At 42.4% G+C, this 17,186-nt stretch carries 11 protein-coding genes; 9 read left to right on the top strand and 2 right to left on the bottom strand.

Annotation, left to right across the window (positions count from 1 at the left end):
• Positions 1 to 31 precede the first annotated feature (31 nt).
• The 9 genes from KIH23_RS06005 to KIH23_RS05965 all read left to right on the top strand — a co-directional run bounded on the left by KIH23_RS06005 (position 32) and on the right by KIH23_RS05965 (position 9,926).
• The gene (locus KIH23_RS06005) at positions 32 to 2,332 is read left to right on the top strand and encodes an FAD-dependent monooxygenase (RefSeq protein ID WP_213212005.1); all 2,301 of its coding nucleotides are present in this window, start codon (positions 32 to 34) and stop codon (positions 2,330 to 2,332) included.
• Entirely contained in the window at positions 2,332 to 3,237 is a 906-nt protein-coding gene (locus KIH23_RS06000; protein WP_213212003.1) for an alpha/beta fold hydrolase, read from the top strand. Before KIH23_RS06005 ends, KIH23_RS06000 begins: the two co-directional genes overlap by 1 nt.
• Positions 3,234 to 4,844: an AMP-binding protein gene (locus KIH23_RS05995; RefSeq protein WP_213212001.1), complete on the top strand. Its 1,611-nt coding sequence runs from the start codon at positions 3,234 to 3,236 to the stop codon at positions 4,842 to 4,844. The genes KIH23_RS06000 and KIH23_RS05995 overlap by 4 nt, the downstream gene beginning before the upstream one ends.
• Positions 4,845 to 4,980: 136 nt before the next feature.
• Positions 4,981 to 5,406, top strand: a complete 426-nt coding sequence (locus KIH23_RS05990; protein ID WP_213211999.1) for an acyl-CoA thioesterase — start codon at positions 4,981 to 4,983, stop codon at positions 5,404 to 5,406.
• Between the two features lies 1 nt (position 5,407).
• On the top strand, positions 5,408 to 6,397 hold the full coding sequence (locus KIH23_RS05985) for a carbon-nitrogen hydrolase family protein (protein WP_213211997.1): 990 nt from the start codon (positions 5,408 to 5,410) through the stop codon (positions 6,395 to 6,397).
• A gap of 3 nt (positions 6,398 to 6,400) precedes the next feature.
• Positions 6,401 to 7,504 (top strand): cupin domain-containing protein, encoded by a 1,104-nt coding sequence (locus KIH23_RS05980; RefSeq protein ID WP_213211994.1) that lies wholly within the window; start codon positions 6,401 to 6,403, stop codon positions 7,502 to 7,504.
• 72 nt (positions 7,505 to 7,576) lie between these two features.
• Positions 7,577 to 8,485 (top strand): fumarylacetoacetate hydrolase family protein, encoded by a 909-nt coding sequence (locus KIH23_RS05975; protein ID WP_213211992.1) that lies wholly within the window; start codon positions 7,577 to 7,579, stop codon positions 8,483 to 8,485.
• A 258-nt stretch (positions 8,486 to 8,743) separates the two neighbouring features.
• Positions 8,744 to 9,493, top strand: coding sequence for an Asp/Glu racemase (locus KIH23_RS05970; RefSeq protein WP_317197024.1), 750 nt, complete (start codon positions 8,744 to 8,746; stop codon positions 9,491 to 9,493).
• Positions 9,494 to 9,515: 22 nt separating this feature from the next.
• Entirely contained in the window at positions 9,516 to 9,926 is a 411-nt protein-coding gene (locus tag KIH23_RS05965; protein WP_213211989.1) for an OsmC family protein, read from the top strand.
• Between the two features lie 52 nt (positions 9,927 to 9,978).
• On the opposite strand, the gene KIH23_RS05960 is transcribed toward KIH23_RS05965, so the two are convergent.
• Together KIH23_RS05960 and KIH23_RS05955 are read right to left on the bottom strand one after the other, a co-directional pair.
• Positions 9,979 to 15,042 carry a T9SS type B sorting domain-containing protein gene (locus KIH23_RS05960; protein WP_213211987.1) on the bottom strand — a complete coding sequence of 1,688 codons (5,064 nt, stop codon included), beginning with the start codon at positions 15,040 to 15,042 and terminating at the stop codon, positions 9,979 to 9,981.
• Between the two features lie 147 nt (positions 15,043 to 15,189).
• Positions 15,190 to 17,169 (bottom strand): thiamine pyrophosphate-dependent enzyme, encoded by a 1,980-nt coding sequence (locus tag KIH23_RS05955; protein WP_213211985.1) that lies wholly within the window; start codon positions 17,167 to 17,169, stop codon positions 15,190 to 15,192.
• Positions 17,170 to 17,186: the final 17 nt, after the last annotated feature.

Genomic DNA, 17,186 nt, shown 5'->3' with positions numbered 1-17,186 from the left:
TTTTTAAACAAACAGGTTTTTTTATAGATATATGAAAATAAAAGTAATTGGCGGCGGCCCGGGCGGATTATACTTTTCGATTTTGCTCAAAAAAGCCATTCCGTCTTGTGAAATTGATGTTTACGAACGCAACAAAGCTGATGATAGTTTTGGTTTTGGCGTTGTGTTTTCAGATGAAACGCTCAGCGAATTTCTCTCGCGTGATGTTCAATCTTATGAACTCATCCGCAGTAAATTTGCCTACTGGGATGATTTAGAGGTAGCTCGTGATGGTGAAGTGGTGCGCATTTCCGGTAATGGATTTTGCGGCTGTTCTCGAAAAACCTTACTTCAGTTATTGCAGCAGCGATGTATTGAAGAAGGCGTTCAATTACATTTTGAACATAATATTGATGATTTGTCACAATTTGCCGATGCAGATTACATCATTGCATGTGATGGTATCAATAGCCCGATTCGCGATGCGCGTCAAGAACAATTCGGAACAAACATTCAACTCAAAAGCAATCGATTTGTTTGGCTCGGCTCTACCCGACCGCTTGATGCTTTTACCTATTTTTTCAGAACTACAGAGCACGGAACTTTCGTTGCGCACACCTATCAATATGAACAAGGCATGAGTACTTGGATTTTTGAGTGTGCTGATCAAACCTGGAAAAATGCGGGTTTTGAAGTAGGCAATGAAGCCGATACCATGGCCAAATTGTCTGAGATTTTTGCCGAAGAATTACAAGGACATTCGCTCATTTCAAACAAATCACACTGGCGACAATTTCCACACGTAACCAATAATCAATGGCATTCCGGCAATATCGTTTTACTCGGCGATGCCAAAGCTACGGCCCACTACTCTATTGGTTCAGGAACCAAACTCGCTATGGAATGTGCCATTGCATTGGCCGATTCTATCATCGAACACAAACAAGACAAAGCGCAGGCTTTTGAAAAATATGAACAACTCCGACGCAGTCGCGTTGAAATGATTCAACACGCAGCCAATGTTTCACTTGATTGGTTTGAACACATGGATCGCCATATGCAACACGATTTTACACCGTTTGCTTTTGGCGTGATGACGCGTTCTAAAAAAGTAACGTTCGAGAACTTGGCCTTGCGCGATGATTCGTTTACTGAAAAAGTCTTGACTGATTTTAATTGCAGCATCGGAAATTTCAAAGTCAAAACTCCGGCTGCTTTTACACCTTTTAGCTTGCGCGATATGCAACTCAAAAACAGAATTGTGATGTCGCCCATGGGGCAATATGCCGCCGAAGACGGTTTGGTGTCCAATTGGCATTTGGTGCATTACGGAGCGCGCGCTACCGGAGGTGTTGGATTGATATTGACCGAGATGACTGCTGTTTCAAAAAAAGGCAGAATCACTTTAGGTTGTGCCGGAATTTGGACTGAAGAACAAATGCTTAAGTGGAAAAAAGTAGTTCGTTATGTACACAAATACAGCAAATCTAAAATCGGAATTCAACTCGGTCATTCCGGCCGAAAAGGTTCTGTTGAGGTTCCGTCCATCGGCGCCAATATTCCGCTTGCCAAACGCGGTTGGGATTTAATCTCAGCTTCGCCGATTGCTTTTACTGCTGATATGCCGATTCCGCGTGAAATGACCATTACCGATATGAACAATGTCATTTCTGAATTTGTCAATGCGACTATTTTTGCTGAAGAGGCCGGTTTTGATATGGTTGAATTACAAGCACATCATGGATTTTTGCTGGCTTCGTTTTTGTCTCCGCTCACCAATGTCCGAACTGATGAATTTGGCGGCTCTATTGAAAATCGACTTAAATTCCCATTGCAAGTTTTCCAAGCCATGCGCGAGGTTTTTCCAGAGAACAAACCCATGTCGGTGCGTATTTCGGCTTCAGATTGGGCTGAAAATGGCGTCACAGAAGTTGAGGTGGTCATCATTGCTGAAGCTTTTAAAAATGCCGGAGCCGACATCATCAACGTATCTACAGGAAATACTGTTTCTTATCAAAAACCACAAGTTGGTCGTATGTGGCAAACACCGTTTTCAGATTTGGTGCGCAATACGGTTCATATTCCAACCATTACCACCGGTTATATTCAAAACATTGATCAAATCAATACCTTATTGCTCAATGCACGTGCTGATTTGGTGGCTTTAGGTCGTCCGTTGTTGCTCGATCCGAATTTTGTTCGCCATGCGCAAGCGTATGAACAATTTAAACCCGATGATATTCCGAATCAATACGTGGCCGGAGTTTCGCATTTGTATCCGCTTCAATCTGCCGAGCGCAATGCCACTGAATCCATGAAAAAAGCTTTAAAACCCGAAAGTCATAAAAAGTAATGCGATTCATTGGTATTATTGGTTTATTGGTTTTTTCATCTATGATAGCTCAAGAAAGTCAACTCATCAAAAGCGGTTCATCGCAATTGCATTACCGCGTTTTCGGAAAAGGAAAACCGCTACTCATCATCAACGGAGGCCCGGGTATGAACAGTGAAGGTTTCGCACATTTGGCTGAAGAATTGTCAAAATTCGGCTATCAAACCATTACCTATGATCAGCGTGGCACCGGAAAATCTACAGTAGCGAAAGTCGATGCCCAAAACATCAATATGCAACTTATGGTTGAGGATATCGAAAATCTTCGTCAACATCTTCAACTCAAAACGTGGTCTATTTTTGGGCATTCTTTTGGCGGAATTTTGATGGCGCATTATGCATCGTTGCATCCCAATCAAATTGACCAACTCATTTTCTCAAATGCCGGCGGGCTGACCATGGAATTTACCAACTATTTGCAAGAGCGCATTCAAAATAATTTAACCCAAACACAGCGCGATAGTTTGGCTTATTATCAAAACAAACAGAACAATGGCGATACTTCAGAGCTTACCCGCAAAGCCCGAGCTAAATATTTGTCTTATGCTTATGTGCATCACTCAGAGCACGCGCCCTTAATTGCACAACGCTTATTACAGTTAAATTTGCCGGTAAATAATTTGGTCATTCAAGATTTGTTTAAAATCAAGTATGACGCCCGAGATAAATTCAAAAAATTCCAACGTCCGGTTCTGGTTTTACAAGGCAAAAACGACATCCTCAAAATTGAAACTGCCCAAGAAATTCAAAAAGCATTTCCGAATGCACAGTTGGTTTTAATAGATCATTGCGCCCACTACGGCTGGCTCGATGCACCCGAAGTTTTTTATCCCACCGTTCAAAAATTCCTAAACGAAAAAATATGAAGCATTACCACGACAATTTTGCTCATGATTATTTACCGCCTGTACACGAGCAAGCCGAATATATTTTTGAAAACCCCGAGTTTATCCAGCCCGAAATGCTCAATTGTGTCTGGCCTTTGCTCGATAAGCACATTGCCAATGGTCACGGTGATGAGGTTTGTTTGCGCAGTTTTTATTCGATTTGGACCTATCGCCAACTCATGGAGAAAGCCAATCAAATAGCACACGTGCTCACAGAAGATTTAGGTTTGCAATCGGGCAATCGCGTTTTGATTCGTTCGGCCAATAACCCGATGATGGTGGCGTGTTGGTTTGGCGTGCTCAAAGCCGGAGGAATAGTCGTTGCCACCATGCCGCTTTTGCGCAGCAAAGAACTTACTACTTTTATCGAATGTGCCGAAATATCACATGCTTTGTGTGATGAATCGTTGCGCGATGAAATGCAATTAGTTGAATCTTCGTTCTTAAAATCAGTATGTTATTTTGACGGTTCAGAACAAAATCCGGCAGAACTTGAAAAATTGATGAGTAGCAAATCAACTGATTGTGAAAATTATCCATCTCGGGCCGACAGCGTTGCTTTGATCGGATTCACCTCCGGAACCACCGGTTTGCCTAAAATGACAGCGCATTACCACCAAGACATTATTAATATTTGCGAAGCTTTCCCGAAATATTCACTGCAACCTACGCCAAATGATATTTTTACCGGAAGCCCACCACTAGGCTTTACTTTTGGTTTGGGCGGATTGGTTTTGTTCCCGATGTATTATGGCGCCTCAAGTTTTTTGATCGAAAAACCCGCACCCGATATTTTACTCGAGGCCATACAAAAATATAAAATCACCGTTTGCTTTACGGCGCCTACAGCTTGGCGTGTGATTACCACCAAAGTCAAAGATTTTGATATTTCAAGCTTGCGCAAATGCGTTTCTGCCGGCGAGACTCTGCCGCTCAAGGTTTGGCAAGATTGGTACGATGCTACCGGACTCAAAATCATAGACGGTATTGGCGCTACTGAAATGCTCCACATTTTTATTTCGTCGCACCACGATAACATGAAACCCGGCGCCACCGGCGTGGCCATTTCGGGCTATCAAGCTAAAATTGTCGATGAAGATTTTAATGAAGTTCCCGCCAATACCCCCGGACGTCTTATGGTGCGCGGTATCACGGGTTGTAAATACCTTAATCGACCCGAAAAACAACAAGAATACGTACAAAACGGCTGGAATTTTACCGGCGATATTTTCCGTCAAGACGAAGAGGGCTATTTCTGGTTTGTGGCGCGTGGCGACGATATGATTATTTCGTCGGGTTACAACATAGCGGCGATTGAAGTTGAAAGCGTGCTGATGACCCATGAAGACGTGGCCGAATGTGCGGTAGTGGGCTTGCCCGATGACGAGCGCGGCATGCTGGTCTGCGCTTATATTGTGCTTCATGAAAAATCTAAAGCATCCAATGATTTGATGGTTTCTATACAACAGTGGTTCAAAGAAGTAGCTGCGCCGTATAAATATCCACGCGTTATTTATTTTGTAGAACATTTACCCAAAACCGAAACCGGAAAAATCCAACGATTTAAACTCAAGCAAACACTTTGAAAAAATCCCATAAATAATCATTAATTTTAGAAGCTTTTTCCCGCTATTCGCTGCAATCTTTTCAGTCATCACCTGCGCTTTGCTCCGGTGTTCCTAAAAAGGATTTTCGCTGCTATCGGGGCTAAAAAATCCCTACATGAATCAACCATTTGTCACCACCGAAAAAGTCCGTTTTCAGCACGTAGATTATGCGGGCATTGTCTTTTACCCAAGATTTCTTGAAATGCTCAATGGCTTGGTTGAAGATTGGTTTGCCGAAGCTTTAGACCGTCCGTTTCATCAAATGCATCAAACCAACGGAATCCCCACGGTTGATTTAAAAATTCAGTTCAAAAATGCCGCGCGTTTAGGCCAAATACTCACCAAAAAACTATGGGTTAAAAACATCGGTTTTGCTTCGCTTTTGTGCGGTTTTGAATTTACCGATGACGAAGGTAAAACCACGCTTTCCGGTGAAATTACCTTGGTGAACGTAGCCTTTAATCAAGACAGAGACGGCATCAAAGCCGAACCTTTCAACGACGAAATCAAATCAAAAATTCAAAAATACCTTATAGAATAATATGCAGTTTCCTCAATTTAAAGCCGCTACGGTACAAACCGCACCCGTTTTTCTCAACGTGCCCAAAACCATTGAAAAAGCCATTGCGTTTATTCGTGAAGCCCATCAAAACGGCGCACAACTCATCGCTTTTCCGGAGGTTTTTGTAGCGGGTTACCCCTACTGGAACTGGGTGATGACGCCGGTACAAGGCAGCAAATGGTATGAGCAGTTATACAAAAACTCAGTGGCCGTAACTGATGCTGAGTTGCAACCTTTGTTTGCCGCTGCGCGCGAATATCAAATGAACATCGTAATCGGCATCAACGAGCGCGGTGATAGTTTTGGCGAAATTTACAACACCAATCTCATCATCAATCATTTAGGAGAACTCATCGGTCGTCACAGAAAACTCGTGCCAACTTGGGCCGAAAAACTCACCTGGACTTCAGGCGACGGATCATCCTTAAAAGTATATCCAACCAATGTGGGCCCACTCGGAACTTTGGCTTGCGGAGAGAACACCAATACTTTGGCGCGTTTTACTTTGCTGAGTCAAGGCGAACTTTTGCACGTGGCCAATTATATTTCACTTCCGGTGGCTCCGCCAGATTACGATATGGCCGAGGCAATTAAGATTCGCGCAGCGGCCCATTCGTTTGAAGGAAAATTGTTTACCCTAGTTTCTTGCTCAACTATTTCAGCTGAAATCAAAGACGCTTTGCGCTCAGATGTTCCGAATATTGATGCTTTGCTCGATCGCAAAAGTTCGGCATTTTCAGGGTTTATTGGTCCCAATGGCGCGGTCATCGGAACTCCGCTCATTGACAATGAAGGGATGGTTTATGCTGATATTGATTTGTCTAAATGCATTCAGCCCAAACAAATGCACGATATTTTGGGGCATTACAACCGCTTTGATATTTTTGATTTGCGCGTAAACGTGGCTCCTACGCGTAAGATTACTTTTGTTGACAACCACGACGATTTTAAAAACAACCACAACGCATAAATCATGGAAGAAAATCAATATTCAGACGATGTATACGGCCGCGCTCGCGTGCAAGATACCCCTGAGCTTGAAGCTTATTATAAAGAACTCGCATCGCTCGGTGCCGGCGCACTTTGGACGGTGGCCAACGATATTGAACCTTGGGAACCCAAATCAAATTCGGTGGCGATGCTTTGGCGTTATCAAGACCTGCGCGATTTAGTCCTGAAATCGAGCGAACTCGTTACGCCTGAACAAGCCGGACGTCGTGTAGTGTATTTGGTCAATGACCAACGCAAAGATGTTTCAGCAGCTGTGGGCTGGTTATATACCGGAATTCAGGTGACGCGCCCGGGTGAATCTACATCGGCACACCGCCACAAAGCCTCTGCCTTACGCTTTATTATGGAAGGCAGCAAAGGTTATACGGTGGTGGACGGAAACAAAATTATGCTCGAAGTCAATGATTTTGTGATTACACCCAACTCAACATGGCACGAACACGGTGTAGAAGCCGATGGTCAAACTTGTATTTGGCAAGACGGTTTAGATATCCCGCTCGTGAATGCCTTAGAGGCCAACGATTATGCGGTTTTTGACGGAAAGCAACCACTCGATTATCCGGTGAATTTTTCGCCTTTGACCTACAGCGGCAACGGACTCATTCCGGCTGATGTAACTTGGGATAAACCGTATTCGCCTTTGTTTAAATTTTCATGGAGTAAAGTTTATCCGGCTTTGCTCGAAGCCCAAAAAGTCAATGAGCCAGATGCTTTTGACGGCATTCATATGCGTTATGCCAATCCGCTTACCGGTGGCCATGTGATGCAAACCATGAGCGCCTCAATGCAATTGTTGCCGGCCGGTTTTAAAGGAAAAGCACACAAACACACCGGTTCATTTGTGTATCAATGCGCCAAAGGAAGCGGTTACTCAATCATCAATGGTCAGCGATTCGACTGGAAAGAGCGCGATATTTTTTGTGTTCCTTCGTGGGCTTGGCATGAACACCACAATGCTTCTGAAACCGAAGATGCTTGTTTGTTTCATTTTAATGATTTGCCGGTAATTGAAGGTTTGGGCTTGTTTCAAAGCCGCGTTTATACAGAGAATAATGGACATCAATAAAGTATAATTTTCAAAACAACCTGCGAGGTTTTCAAAACCTTGTAGGTTTAAAAAAATAAAAAAAGAACAAAAATGAAATTACTCACCTACACCCACAACGACCAAGCGCCGCGATTGGGTTTTTTATGGAATGATTTAGTGATTGATATGGAAGATTTTGGCGATGTTGTCAATTTTCCGTTGCCCGATGATATGCTCGATTTGATTGATATGGGCATTGAAGTGATTGATGAAATCAACGATTTACTGGCCGATACACCTCAGGAATACATTGCCAAAATTGGTCTGCCGCTTTCTGAAGTAACATTGCTCGCTCCGATTCAGCGTCCGCGTAAAAACATTATTGGTATTGGTTTGAATTATACGGAACATGTAGCCGAAAGCGCGAGAACTTTAGACACGACCGGAAAGCTTCCGCAAAAGCCGATTATTTTTTCAAAACCGCCTACCACAGTTACGGCTACAAATACACAAATCATCAAGAATACAAAGCTGACCGCTCAGTTGGATTGGGAAGTGGAATTGGCCGTGATTATTGGCAAAACCGGTAAATATGTTCCGAAAACCGAGGCCATGGATTATGTTTTTGGTTACACGGTGATCAATGATATTTCTGCGCGCGATTGCCGTCGTGAAGGCCAATGGATTGTATCTAAAGGGCAAGACACCTTTGCTCCGATGGGTCCGTATTTGGTAACGAGAGATGAAATTGCTGATCCGCACAATTTGAATTTGAGTTTAAAAGTAAACGGCGTTGAAAAACAAAATGCCAACACGAAATTCATGTTGTTTAATATTACTGATTTGATAGAAGATTTAAGCACAGTGTTTACCATTGAGCCCGGTGATATTATTGCTACCGGAACACCTTCTGGCGTTGGCGCCGGACATAATCCGCAAGAATGGTTATACGACGGAGACGTGGTTGAAGCGACTGTTGAAAAAATTGGAACAATCATTAATACTGTAAAAGAAATTTAGAATTCAAATGTTTCGCGTTAGATTTAGCTTCGCTCAGTTCGGCTAAAGCCTCGGGTGAAATAAAAGGAGCAAGTCCGGTGGACTTGAGGTATATCTTATGATTGCAACCAAATCTATTGTTTCAAGTTAGTACGAGTTGCGAGAGGGATAGCAGCAAGGTGCCGCGCACCGCGAATAGCCCGACGGCGGACCATAACATGAATAAGAAAAACAGGCTTGCAACCGCCGGCTCGCCCCAAAAAAATAAAATAGAATTACATGAAAAAATATAGAATTGGTCAAATTGTACCGTCGTCAAACGTAACGATGGAAACCGAAATTCCTGCTATTTTTAGAGCGCGCGAGACGATTTTGCCCGAGCGATTTACGTTTCACAGCAGCAGAATGCGCATGAAAAAAGTAACCCAAGAAGAGCTTGCGGCCATGGATGCCATGAGTTTGAAATGCGCCACAGAACTCTCGGATGCGCAGGTTGATGTGATGGGTTATGCGTGCTTGGTAGCGATTATGAGTATGGGACGCGGTTATCATTGTGTGTCTGAAGTAAACTTGCACCAAGAAACGATGGCCAACGGCTTCCCTACTCCGATTGTGACGTCGGCCGGTGCGCTGATTAATGGTTTAAAGGTTTTGGGTGCGAAACAGATTTCAATTATTACACCGTATATGCGACCGTTGACCGATAAGGTGGTTGATTATATTGAACACCAAGGTATCAAAGTCAAAGAGAGCATTGCGTTGGAGATTCCGGATAATTTAGAAGTGGCGGCGCAGAATCCGCTTAATTTGCTCCATATTTACAAACAACTTGATTTGACCGATGTGGATGTTTTGGTGGCTTCGGCTTGTGTGCAAATGCCATCGCTCGAAGCTATTGATTTGATGCAGGCAGAATGCGGGATTCCGGTTACATCAGCGGCCGTTTGTACTACGTATGAAATGATGAAAAAACTGGGTATTGAAGCCAAATCAACTATGGGTGGCGAGCTGCTGAGCGGGAAATATTAATCATCCTTAAAACAATCAAACTATGAAACGCAAAGCAACCGCTGTTTGGAATGGCTCAGGAAAAGACGGCAAAGGACATTTAACAACACAAAGTACAGTACTTAATCAAACTCAGTATTCATTTGGTTCTCGATTTGAAAGCGGTGTTGGAACCAACCCTGAAGAACTCATTGGCGCAGCTCATGCAGGCTGTTTCTCGATGAAATTGGCTTTTAATTTGCAAGCGGCCGGATTTACGGCAACTGAGCTCAAAACTGATTGCGAAATTGTTTTTGAAGATGGCAGCATTGTCGCTTCAAACTTAAATTTAACTGCGCAAGTAGACGGAATTGATTCAGCTAAGTTTGAGGAATTGGTCAAAGACGCCGAGGCCAATTGTCCGATTTCAAAATTGTTGAAAACGAAGATTTCGGTGCAATACCAGCTTAATTAATTTTTTGCTTTAACCTATAAAAAAAGCTTCCTGTTTTGGGAAGCTTTTTGTATTATCTCTTGAGTGAAAAATGTGATTTAAAGGTTTTTCTAGCGCCTTTTTCGGTATATTCAACCGTAAACCAATAATCAGTTCCCGGCATTCGTTCACCATTATAAGTTCCGTCCCAACCTTTTCCTTTTGGACTGATTTGTTTGAGTAGTTTGCCATATCTGTCAAAGATTGAAATCAAACATCCATCTTGGTCACTCAAACCATCAATGTTCCAGGTGTCGTTGTAATTGTCATCATTAGGCGTGAAGAATTTAGGGTAATTTACCACCAAAATTTCATCAGATATCGGGCTTGAGCATCCGTTGGCATCAATTACTTTGATAGTATGAATTCCGGGGCTTACATTCTGAAACACATTTTCTTCTTGCAATGGTCCGTAATCCAATTGATATAAATAATTTCCTGCATCTGTAGCCAAAATGGTGACAATTTGGTTTTCTTCAAAATAATTGGTTACAAAACCTTCGATTGAATTTAAAGTGTATTGATTGATGGTTACATTAATAAATTTATTGGTAGCGCATTGACCAGCATCAGGTGTAAACTCATAACTTCCGCTCAAAATATTATCAACTATTGCTGGATTCCAAGTTCCGGTAATTCCGTTGTTAGAAATAGGACTTAACAGCGGTGGTGTTGACCCGACACAAACGCCAAAATCACTAAAATCCGGAACGGTTGGTTCAGTAATAGTTACGGTCAAGGTTTGTGGGTTGGCACACTGCGTTCCATCAGGTGTAAAGACATAATCAAAATCGCCACTCACCGTATTGTCAATAGTTGTTGAAGGTTGCCAAGTTCCTGTAATTCCATTCGGAGAAACGGTACTCAAAGCAGGAGCCGGTGTGTCTTTACAAAACGCCGGGATGGCTGCAAAATCCGGATTTATTTTTCGAATAAGTGTCATACTCAAGGTTTGCGTATAGGCACATAACCCGGGTGTTGGTGTAAATGTATAGCTTTGATCCACAGTATTACTTACTGTAGCCGGTGACCAAGTTCCTGTGATTCCGTTGGGTGAAGTGTTTCCTAAAACCGGAGCAATATCGCCTTCACATATTGGGCTTAATGGTGGAAAATCAGGAGTATCAATGCTTTTGACATCAACAATTAATCTAGTTGGAGCAGTTGTTACAACACATTGACCAGGGTCAGGATTGAATGTGTAAATTGTCTGACCAACTGTTGCTGTGCTAACCGTTGCTGGCGACCAAGTTCCGGTAATGGGTGGTGTATTATTCGAAGATGTTGGTAAAACCGGCGGGGTTGCTCCCAAACACACAGGTTGCACCAAATCAAACAACGGAGTTACAGGAATATCAATGGTTATGGTATGTTGTGCAATCACGGCACATTGACCAGCGGTTGGTGTAAATGTGTAAGTGGTTGTACTCATATTGTTTGGCGCTAAATCCCAAGTTCCTGTAATACCGTTCAGAGATGTAGTTGGAAATGGCGGTATCGTCCCTCCCTGACAAACACTGTTGATGATATTAAAGGTTGGAACTATATTCGGATTTACGGTTAAAGTGCGTGTAGCTGAAACACTGCTACAACCTCCGGTTCCGGTTACTGTATACGTCATAGTAACAAAACCCGCTGATACTGCTCCAATCACTCCGGTATTGGCATCAATGGTTGCTACGGCCGGATTTGAAGATGACCAAGTTCCACCAGTAACACTTGATGTGAAAGTTGTAATTGTTCCCTGGCAAATGGTTTGGTTGCCAGATAAAATTCCCGGACTAGGATTAGCTGACACAATAACATTTCGAGTTGCTGTTCCGTTGGCGCAACCGTTGACTCCTGCTACGGTATAGGTAATGATGGCTGTACCTGCAGTTACTCCGATAACCACTCCAGAAGCGTTGACAGTTGCTACTGCGGTGTTGTTTGATGACCAGGTTCCGCCGGTTACGGTTGACGAAAAATTACTCGAAAGCCCAATACATATGCTTTGCGTTCCACTTAAAGTTCCTGCACTAGGAATTGCCGAAACCGAAACAGTTCTAGTAACAGTTGCATTTGGACAGCCTCCGGTACCGGCAATGGTATATGTAATTGTAGAATTTCCTGCAGAAACACCGGTAATTACTCCTAAATTATTTACAGTTGCAACAGCAGTATTCGAGGATGACCAAGTTCCGCCGGTAACGGTTGGGATAAAAGTAGTTGTATTGCTGACACAGATATTCTGATTTCCGCTTAAAGTTCCTGCGATTGCAGGATTTGTTACAGTTATTGATCTTGAAGCTGTAACAGATGAACAACCACCGGTTCCGGCCACAGTATAATTGATATTAACTGTTCCGCTACTAACGCCTGTTATTAATCCGGTTGTTGAATTGACAGTTGCTATTGCTGCATTGGCTGAAGACCATGTTCCACCGGTAACTGTAGGAACAAAATTTGTTGTTGTGCCCACACAGATGGTTTGGTTACCACTCAAAGAGCCTGCACTTGGTGGGTTGGCTACATTTATTGTTTTGGTATAAGTATTGGCACAAGGTGTAATAGTGTAGTTGGGTGTAAATGTATAAGTTGTATTTACAGTGTTGTTGATGGTGGCAGGGTTCCATGTGCCAACAATTCCATTATCTGAAGTTGTTGGTAAAGCAGGTGGTGGCATTATGTCGCTACATATACTGGATGGAAGTGTAAAGGTTGGGTTTGTTGTTGCCACGCAATTAGAGCAAGTGTTTACTACCGGAAAAGTTACGCAGGGATAGCCTATGGCTGATATAAGTGTTAAGGTACAACTTTGACCGGGCAAAACGCCCGTAACTTCTAAAGAAGATAAAGTTGTACTTCCGGTAACTGCGGGACCTCCATTGATGGTGTATGAATAATTATAAAGATCAGGGCGGTTACCAATATTGTTCCAATCAAACAAAACTGCATTTGGTGTTGTTGTGGCCCCACAAAAGATATTTATCGTTCCGCTTATTGAATTGATTCTTACAACTATTGCAATTCTTGGACTTTCACAGGTTCCAACCGTTTGACTAACATAATATGTTGTTGCACCGTCAACCGCTGTTGATGGAATTGGCGCAGTTGATGAGGCTGTTCCTCCTGTTGCATTGGTTCCGTACCAATTCAAAGTTGCTCCGGCTAAAGCTGTAGCAGTAAGTGGTGTTGCAGTTGATCCATTACAAAAATAAATCGGAGAAGTAACTGTTGGCGGAGGTACTGAACCTGTAGTAATAGTAACCGTTACAGGTTTAATGACTGAGCAGCCGCCTAGTGTGCTTTTGATATAATAGGTTCCTGAAGTAGTAATGTTTTGAGCAGCAGCTAACGTCATGGCATTGGTTCCGGCTGCATTGGTCCAATAGGTAAATGTTGTTCCTGTAGTGCTCCCTGCGCCAATTACTGTGGGCGAAGTAATATCAACCGAACCTGGAGCGCAAACGGCTGGTGGATTAACAATATTAAGTACCAGAGAATTGGTTACTGTTATAGTAATAGTTTTAGATAAATTACAGCTGTTTGTTCTTGAAAAGGTAATATCATCAATTGCAAAATCATTACCGGCAGCAGTTGTAGTTAAATCGTAAAAACATATTCTTGCAGTGTTGTTGGCACCAGAATTCCAATTAATTGAGGGTTGTGTCCAAGTGCAAGTAGTTCCTGAGGTACTGGCATTTGTACCTACCACTACTCCGTTAATTTTTACCTGAATACTAGCATTTGCTGGTGTAGCCAATGCTTGTAGATAATATGTCAGTGTGTAGTTTTGCCCCGGAGTCACGGGAATTGTCTGACACCAAAACGCATCATTGCCTGCATTTGATGTTGAGCCATCAACTACGAGCATCTTACTACCTGCAGAACCGGTGTGTTCTGAACAACTGGCAAATGCACTTTCCCACGTGTTTGAATTAGCTACAACGCCATATGCTTTTTGCACTAGTGCGGTATTGGTTGCATAATAAGTGTAGTCAGATGTAAAGCCCACATTGCCTAAGAAAAAATCTCCGTTATAAATTAAATTTTCAGAACGAACCGAAGTACTTGTTACTGTGTATGTTGTAGTTTGTGTTGGGCTTACAGTTTGTGGCGAACCTGTAGCAGCCATGGTTGGGTCGGCTATATCAGAGCTCCAGTTGTAGGTAGTCATTCCGCCACTAGCAGTAATAGTTGTGCTGCCTCCGGCACAAATAGTAGTTTGGGTAGCCGATAAATTCATATCGGGTGCATTGGGTATAGCAATACCGTTTTGGGTTTGTGTTCCGCCGTTGCTGTCGGTAACGGTAATACTATACGTTCCTGGTGCCAATCCGGTAAATTGTCCGTTGGCGCTTGTTGGAATATTCACCGGACCGCTTAAAGCATAGTTGGTATATGGCGGTGTTCCTCCTATTCCGTAACCAAACAAAGTTGCGTTTGTATTGGTTGGGCAAGTTGGATTGGTAATTGAATAAGTCAAAGATAAAGGAGATGGAGCTGCAGTAAGCGATATATCGTCTAATGCAAAATCATTACCTGCACTTGAAGTTTGTCTGTCAAACAACCAAATCTGAGCAAAACCTGAAGTGGCTACCCATGTGTAAGTTACTTGAGTCCATCCACACAGTGTGACTGGGCAAATACTACTCCCTGTAGTTGGTGAAATATCGACATTATTAATTTTTACTTGAATGTTTGCAGAATTTGCAACAGTGTTGGTGTTTGAAATTGATTGAATCCAATAACTAAAAGTATAGGTCGTTCCGCTAATTACAGGTATGCCGCCTCCACCACCGGTTGAAGTTAAAGCTTCCCATATTTTATCACTATTAGCACCCGAAGTAGCTCCGTCAACAACCATCATTTTATTTCCAGTTGATGAATGATCAGTACAAGCATTACTAAAGTTGCTGTTAATAGTCGAAGGGTCACTAACTATGGCATAATTTCTTGGGCCACTGTTTGAGCTAACTAAAAAGTAATTGGTCTGGAATCCGGTTCCAACACCTCCGCTTTCGAAGTCACCGTTGGTTATTAGATTTTGAGCAAATCCGGACACTGAAGCCAGAAGTATAAACAAAACAAACAGATTTTTAAACTGATGCGTCATTGCAAGCAATATTTTTCAATAAATAAGCCGTAAATATAGCAAATATTGACTAACTGAAAGTTTGTAAACTCAGTAATTTTTGAATTTAAATTAATAAAAAAAGAGCAGCTTTATTAAACTGCTCTTTTGCATAATTATAAGTCTTTCTTAGTATTTAATCAGTTTTAGTAAGGCATCTTCGAATCGTTCTTTGGGTAAGAACTGGTCTTCAAGTGCTTTGGTAAACGGAATCGGACTGTCTAAACTCGCCACACGTTTTACCGGGCCATCTAAATACTCGAAACAATCTTCCATAATCATTGAGCAAATATCGCTGGCAATTCCACCAAAAAGCGTGTCTTCTTGTAAGATGATGGCTTTGTTTGTTTTCTTGACGGATGCGTAAATGGTTTCTTTATCAAGCGGTTGTAGCGTTCTTAAATCAATCAAATCAGCTGAAACATCAGGGTATTTATCTAGCGTTTCCATAGCCCAATGAACTGAGGCGCCAAAAGCAATAACGGTGATGTCTTTTCCTTCGCGCAACACAGCGGCTTGCCCAAACGGAAGTGTGTAATAATCTTTCGGAACATCTTGATAAATGCTGCGATATAACATTTTGTGCTCAAAAAACAACACCGGATTCGGGTCATTGATGGCAGTAGCTAACAAACCTTTGGCATCATACGGAAAAGCAGGATAAACCACTTTTAATCCGGGTGTTTTGGTAAACCAAGCTTCATTGGTTTGTGAGTGAAACGGTCCAGCTTGTGTTCCGCCACCACAAGGCATACGCACTACAACATCAGCTTTTTCTTGCCAACGGTAGTGTACTTTAGCCAAGTAATTAACGATGGGATTAAATCCGGTCGATACAAAATCAGCAAATTGCATTTCAACAATCGCTTTGTAACCATTGATGGATAAGCCCATTCCGGCCGAAACCACTGCGCTTTCGCATATCGGAGTATTGATGATGCGATGCTTGCCGAATTCTTTGACAAACCCATCAGTAATTTTAAAAGCTCCGCCATATTCAGCAATGTCTTGACCCATAATCACCAACTCAGGATGACGTTCTAACGATTGCTTCAATCCTTGTGAAATGGCATCAATCAAACGGATGTTTTCAGTTTCATCATTTGAAGGATTAACTTCTTCAAAATCATAAGGTTTGTATACGTCGTTTAATTCACCTTCATAAGTAGGAACAATCTCTGGTTCAGTGTTGGCCATCAGCCAATGTTCGTCAATTTCTTTCTTGATTTCTTCTCTCCAAGCTTCATCTTGTGATTCAGATATAATGCTTTGTTTGATCAGATATCGCTTATAAGTTTCAATCGGATCTTTCTCAGCCCACAAATCCATGAGTTCTTTCGGTACATATTTAGTGCCGCTCGCCTCTTCGTGTCCGCGCATTCTGAACGTTTTAAATTCAATAAGAACCGGCCTTGGGTTGGTGCGCATGGAGGCAACAATTTCAGTAAGTTCTTCATAAACTTCTAGAATATTGTTTCCGTCAATAATGTGGCTTTCCATTCCGTAGCCAATACCTTTGTCTGCCAAGTTTTCACAGCGATATTGCTCATTGGTTGGTGTAGATAATCCGTAACCATTGTTTTCAATCACAAAAATTACAGGTAAATCCCAAACAGAGGCAATGTTTAATGCTTCGTGAAAATCACCTTCGCTGGTGGCACCTTCGCCGGTAAAAACAGCCGTTACTTTTCCGTTCTTTTTGAGTTTATTGGCCAAGGCAATTCCGTCAGCTACTCCAAGCTGCGGGCCTAGGTGCGAAATCATACCAATAATCTTGTATTCTTGGGTTCCGAAGTGAAAACTTCTGTCGCGACCTTTGGTAAATCCGTTGGCTTTTCCTTGCCATTGCGAGAATAAGCGATGTAAAGGAATATTTCGTCCGGTAAAAACGCCTAAGTTTCGGTGCATGGGTAATATGTATTCGTCTGGTTCTAGAACAGCAGTGATTCCTACTGAAATAGCTTCTTGCCCGATTCCCGAAAACCATTTAGAAACTTTTCCCTGACGAATCAGGATGAGCATTTTTTCTTCAATAAGACGAGGTTTAAGCAATCTCTTATAGAGGTCTATAAGCTGTTCGTCTGTGAGTTGTCTTCTTTCGAAATTCATTATAAAAGATTGGGTGA

Origin of the sequence: Flavobacterium sp. CYK-55 (genome assembly GCF_018413465.1) — a bacterium.
Lineage (GTDB): Bacteria > Bacteroidota > Bacteroidia > Flavobacteriales > Flavobacteriaceae > Flavobacterium.
This window is presented reverse-complemented; position numbering and strand designations above follow the sequence as displayed.

What these genes read in the sequence shown, in the direction of transcription:
- KIH23_RS06005 (WP_213212005.1), top strand. Translation starts at nt 32, where the DNA reads ATGAAAATAAAAGTAATTGGCGGCGGCCCGGGCGGATTATACTTTTCG.
- KIH23_RS06000 (WP_213212003.1), top strand. Translation starts at nt 2,332, where the DNA reads ATGCGATTCATTGGTATTATTGGTTTATTGGTTTTTTCATCTATGATA.
- KIH23_RS05995 (WP_213212001.1), top strand. Translation starts at nt 3,234, where the DNA reads ATGAAGCATTACCACGACAATTTTGCTCATGATTATTTACCGCCTGTA.
- KIH23_RS05990 (WP_213211999.1), top strand. Translation starts at nt 4,981, where the DNA reads ATGAATCAACCATTTGTCACCACCGAAAAAGTCCGTTTTCAGCACGTA.
- KIH23_RS05985 (WP_213211997.1), top strand. Translation starts at nt 5,408, where the DNA reads ATGCAGTTTCCTCAATTTAAAGCCGCTACGGTACAAACCGCACCCGTT.
- KIH23_RS05980 (WP_213211994.1), top strand. Translation starts at nt 6,401, where the DNA reads ATGGAAGAAAATCAATATTCAGACGATGTATACGGCCGCGCTCGCGTG.
- KIH23_RS05975 (WP_213211992.1), top strand. Translation starts at nt 7,577, where the DNA reads ATGAAATTACTCACCTACACCCACAACGACCAAGCGCCGCGATTGGGT.
- KIH23_RS05970 (WP_317197024.1), top strand. Translation starts at nt 8,744, where the DNA reads ATGAAAAAATATAGAATTGGTCAAATTGTACCGTCGTCAAACGTAACG.
- KIH23_RS05965 (WP_213211989.1), top strand. Translation starts at nt 9,516, where the DNA reads ATGAAACGCAAAGCAACCGCTGTTTGGAATGGCTCAGGAAAAGACGGC.
- KIH23_RS05960 (WP_213211987.1), bottom strand. Translation starts at nt 15,042, where the DNA reads ATGACGCATCAGTTTAAAAATCTGTTTGTTTTGTTTATACTTCTGGCT.
- KIH23_RS05955 (WP_213211985.1), bottom strand. Translation starts at nt 17,169, where the DNA reads ATGAATTTCGAAAGAAGACAACTCACAGACGAACAGCTTATAGACCTC.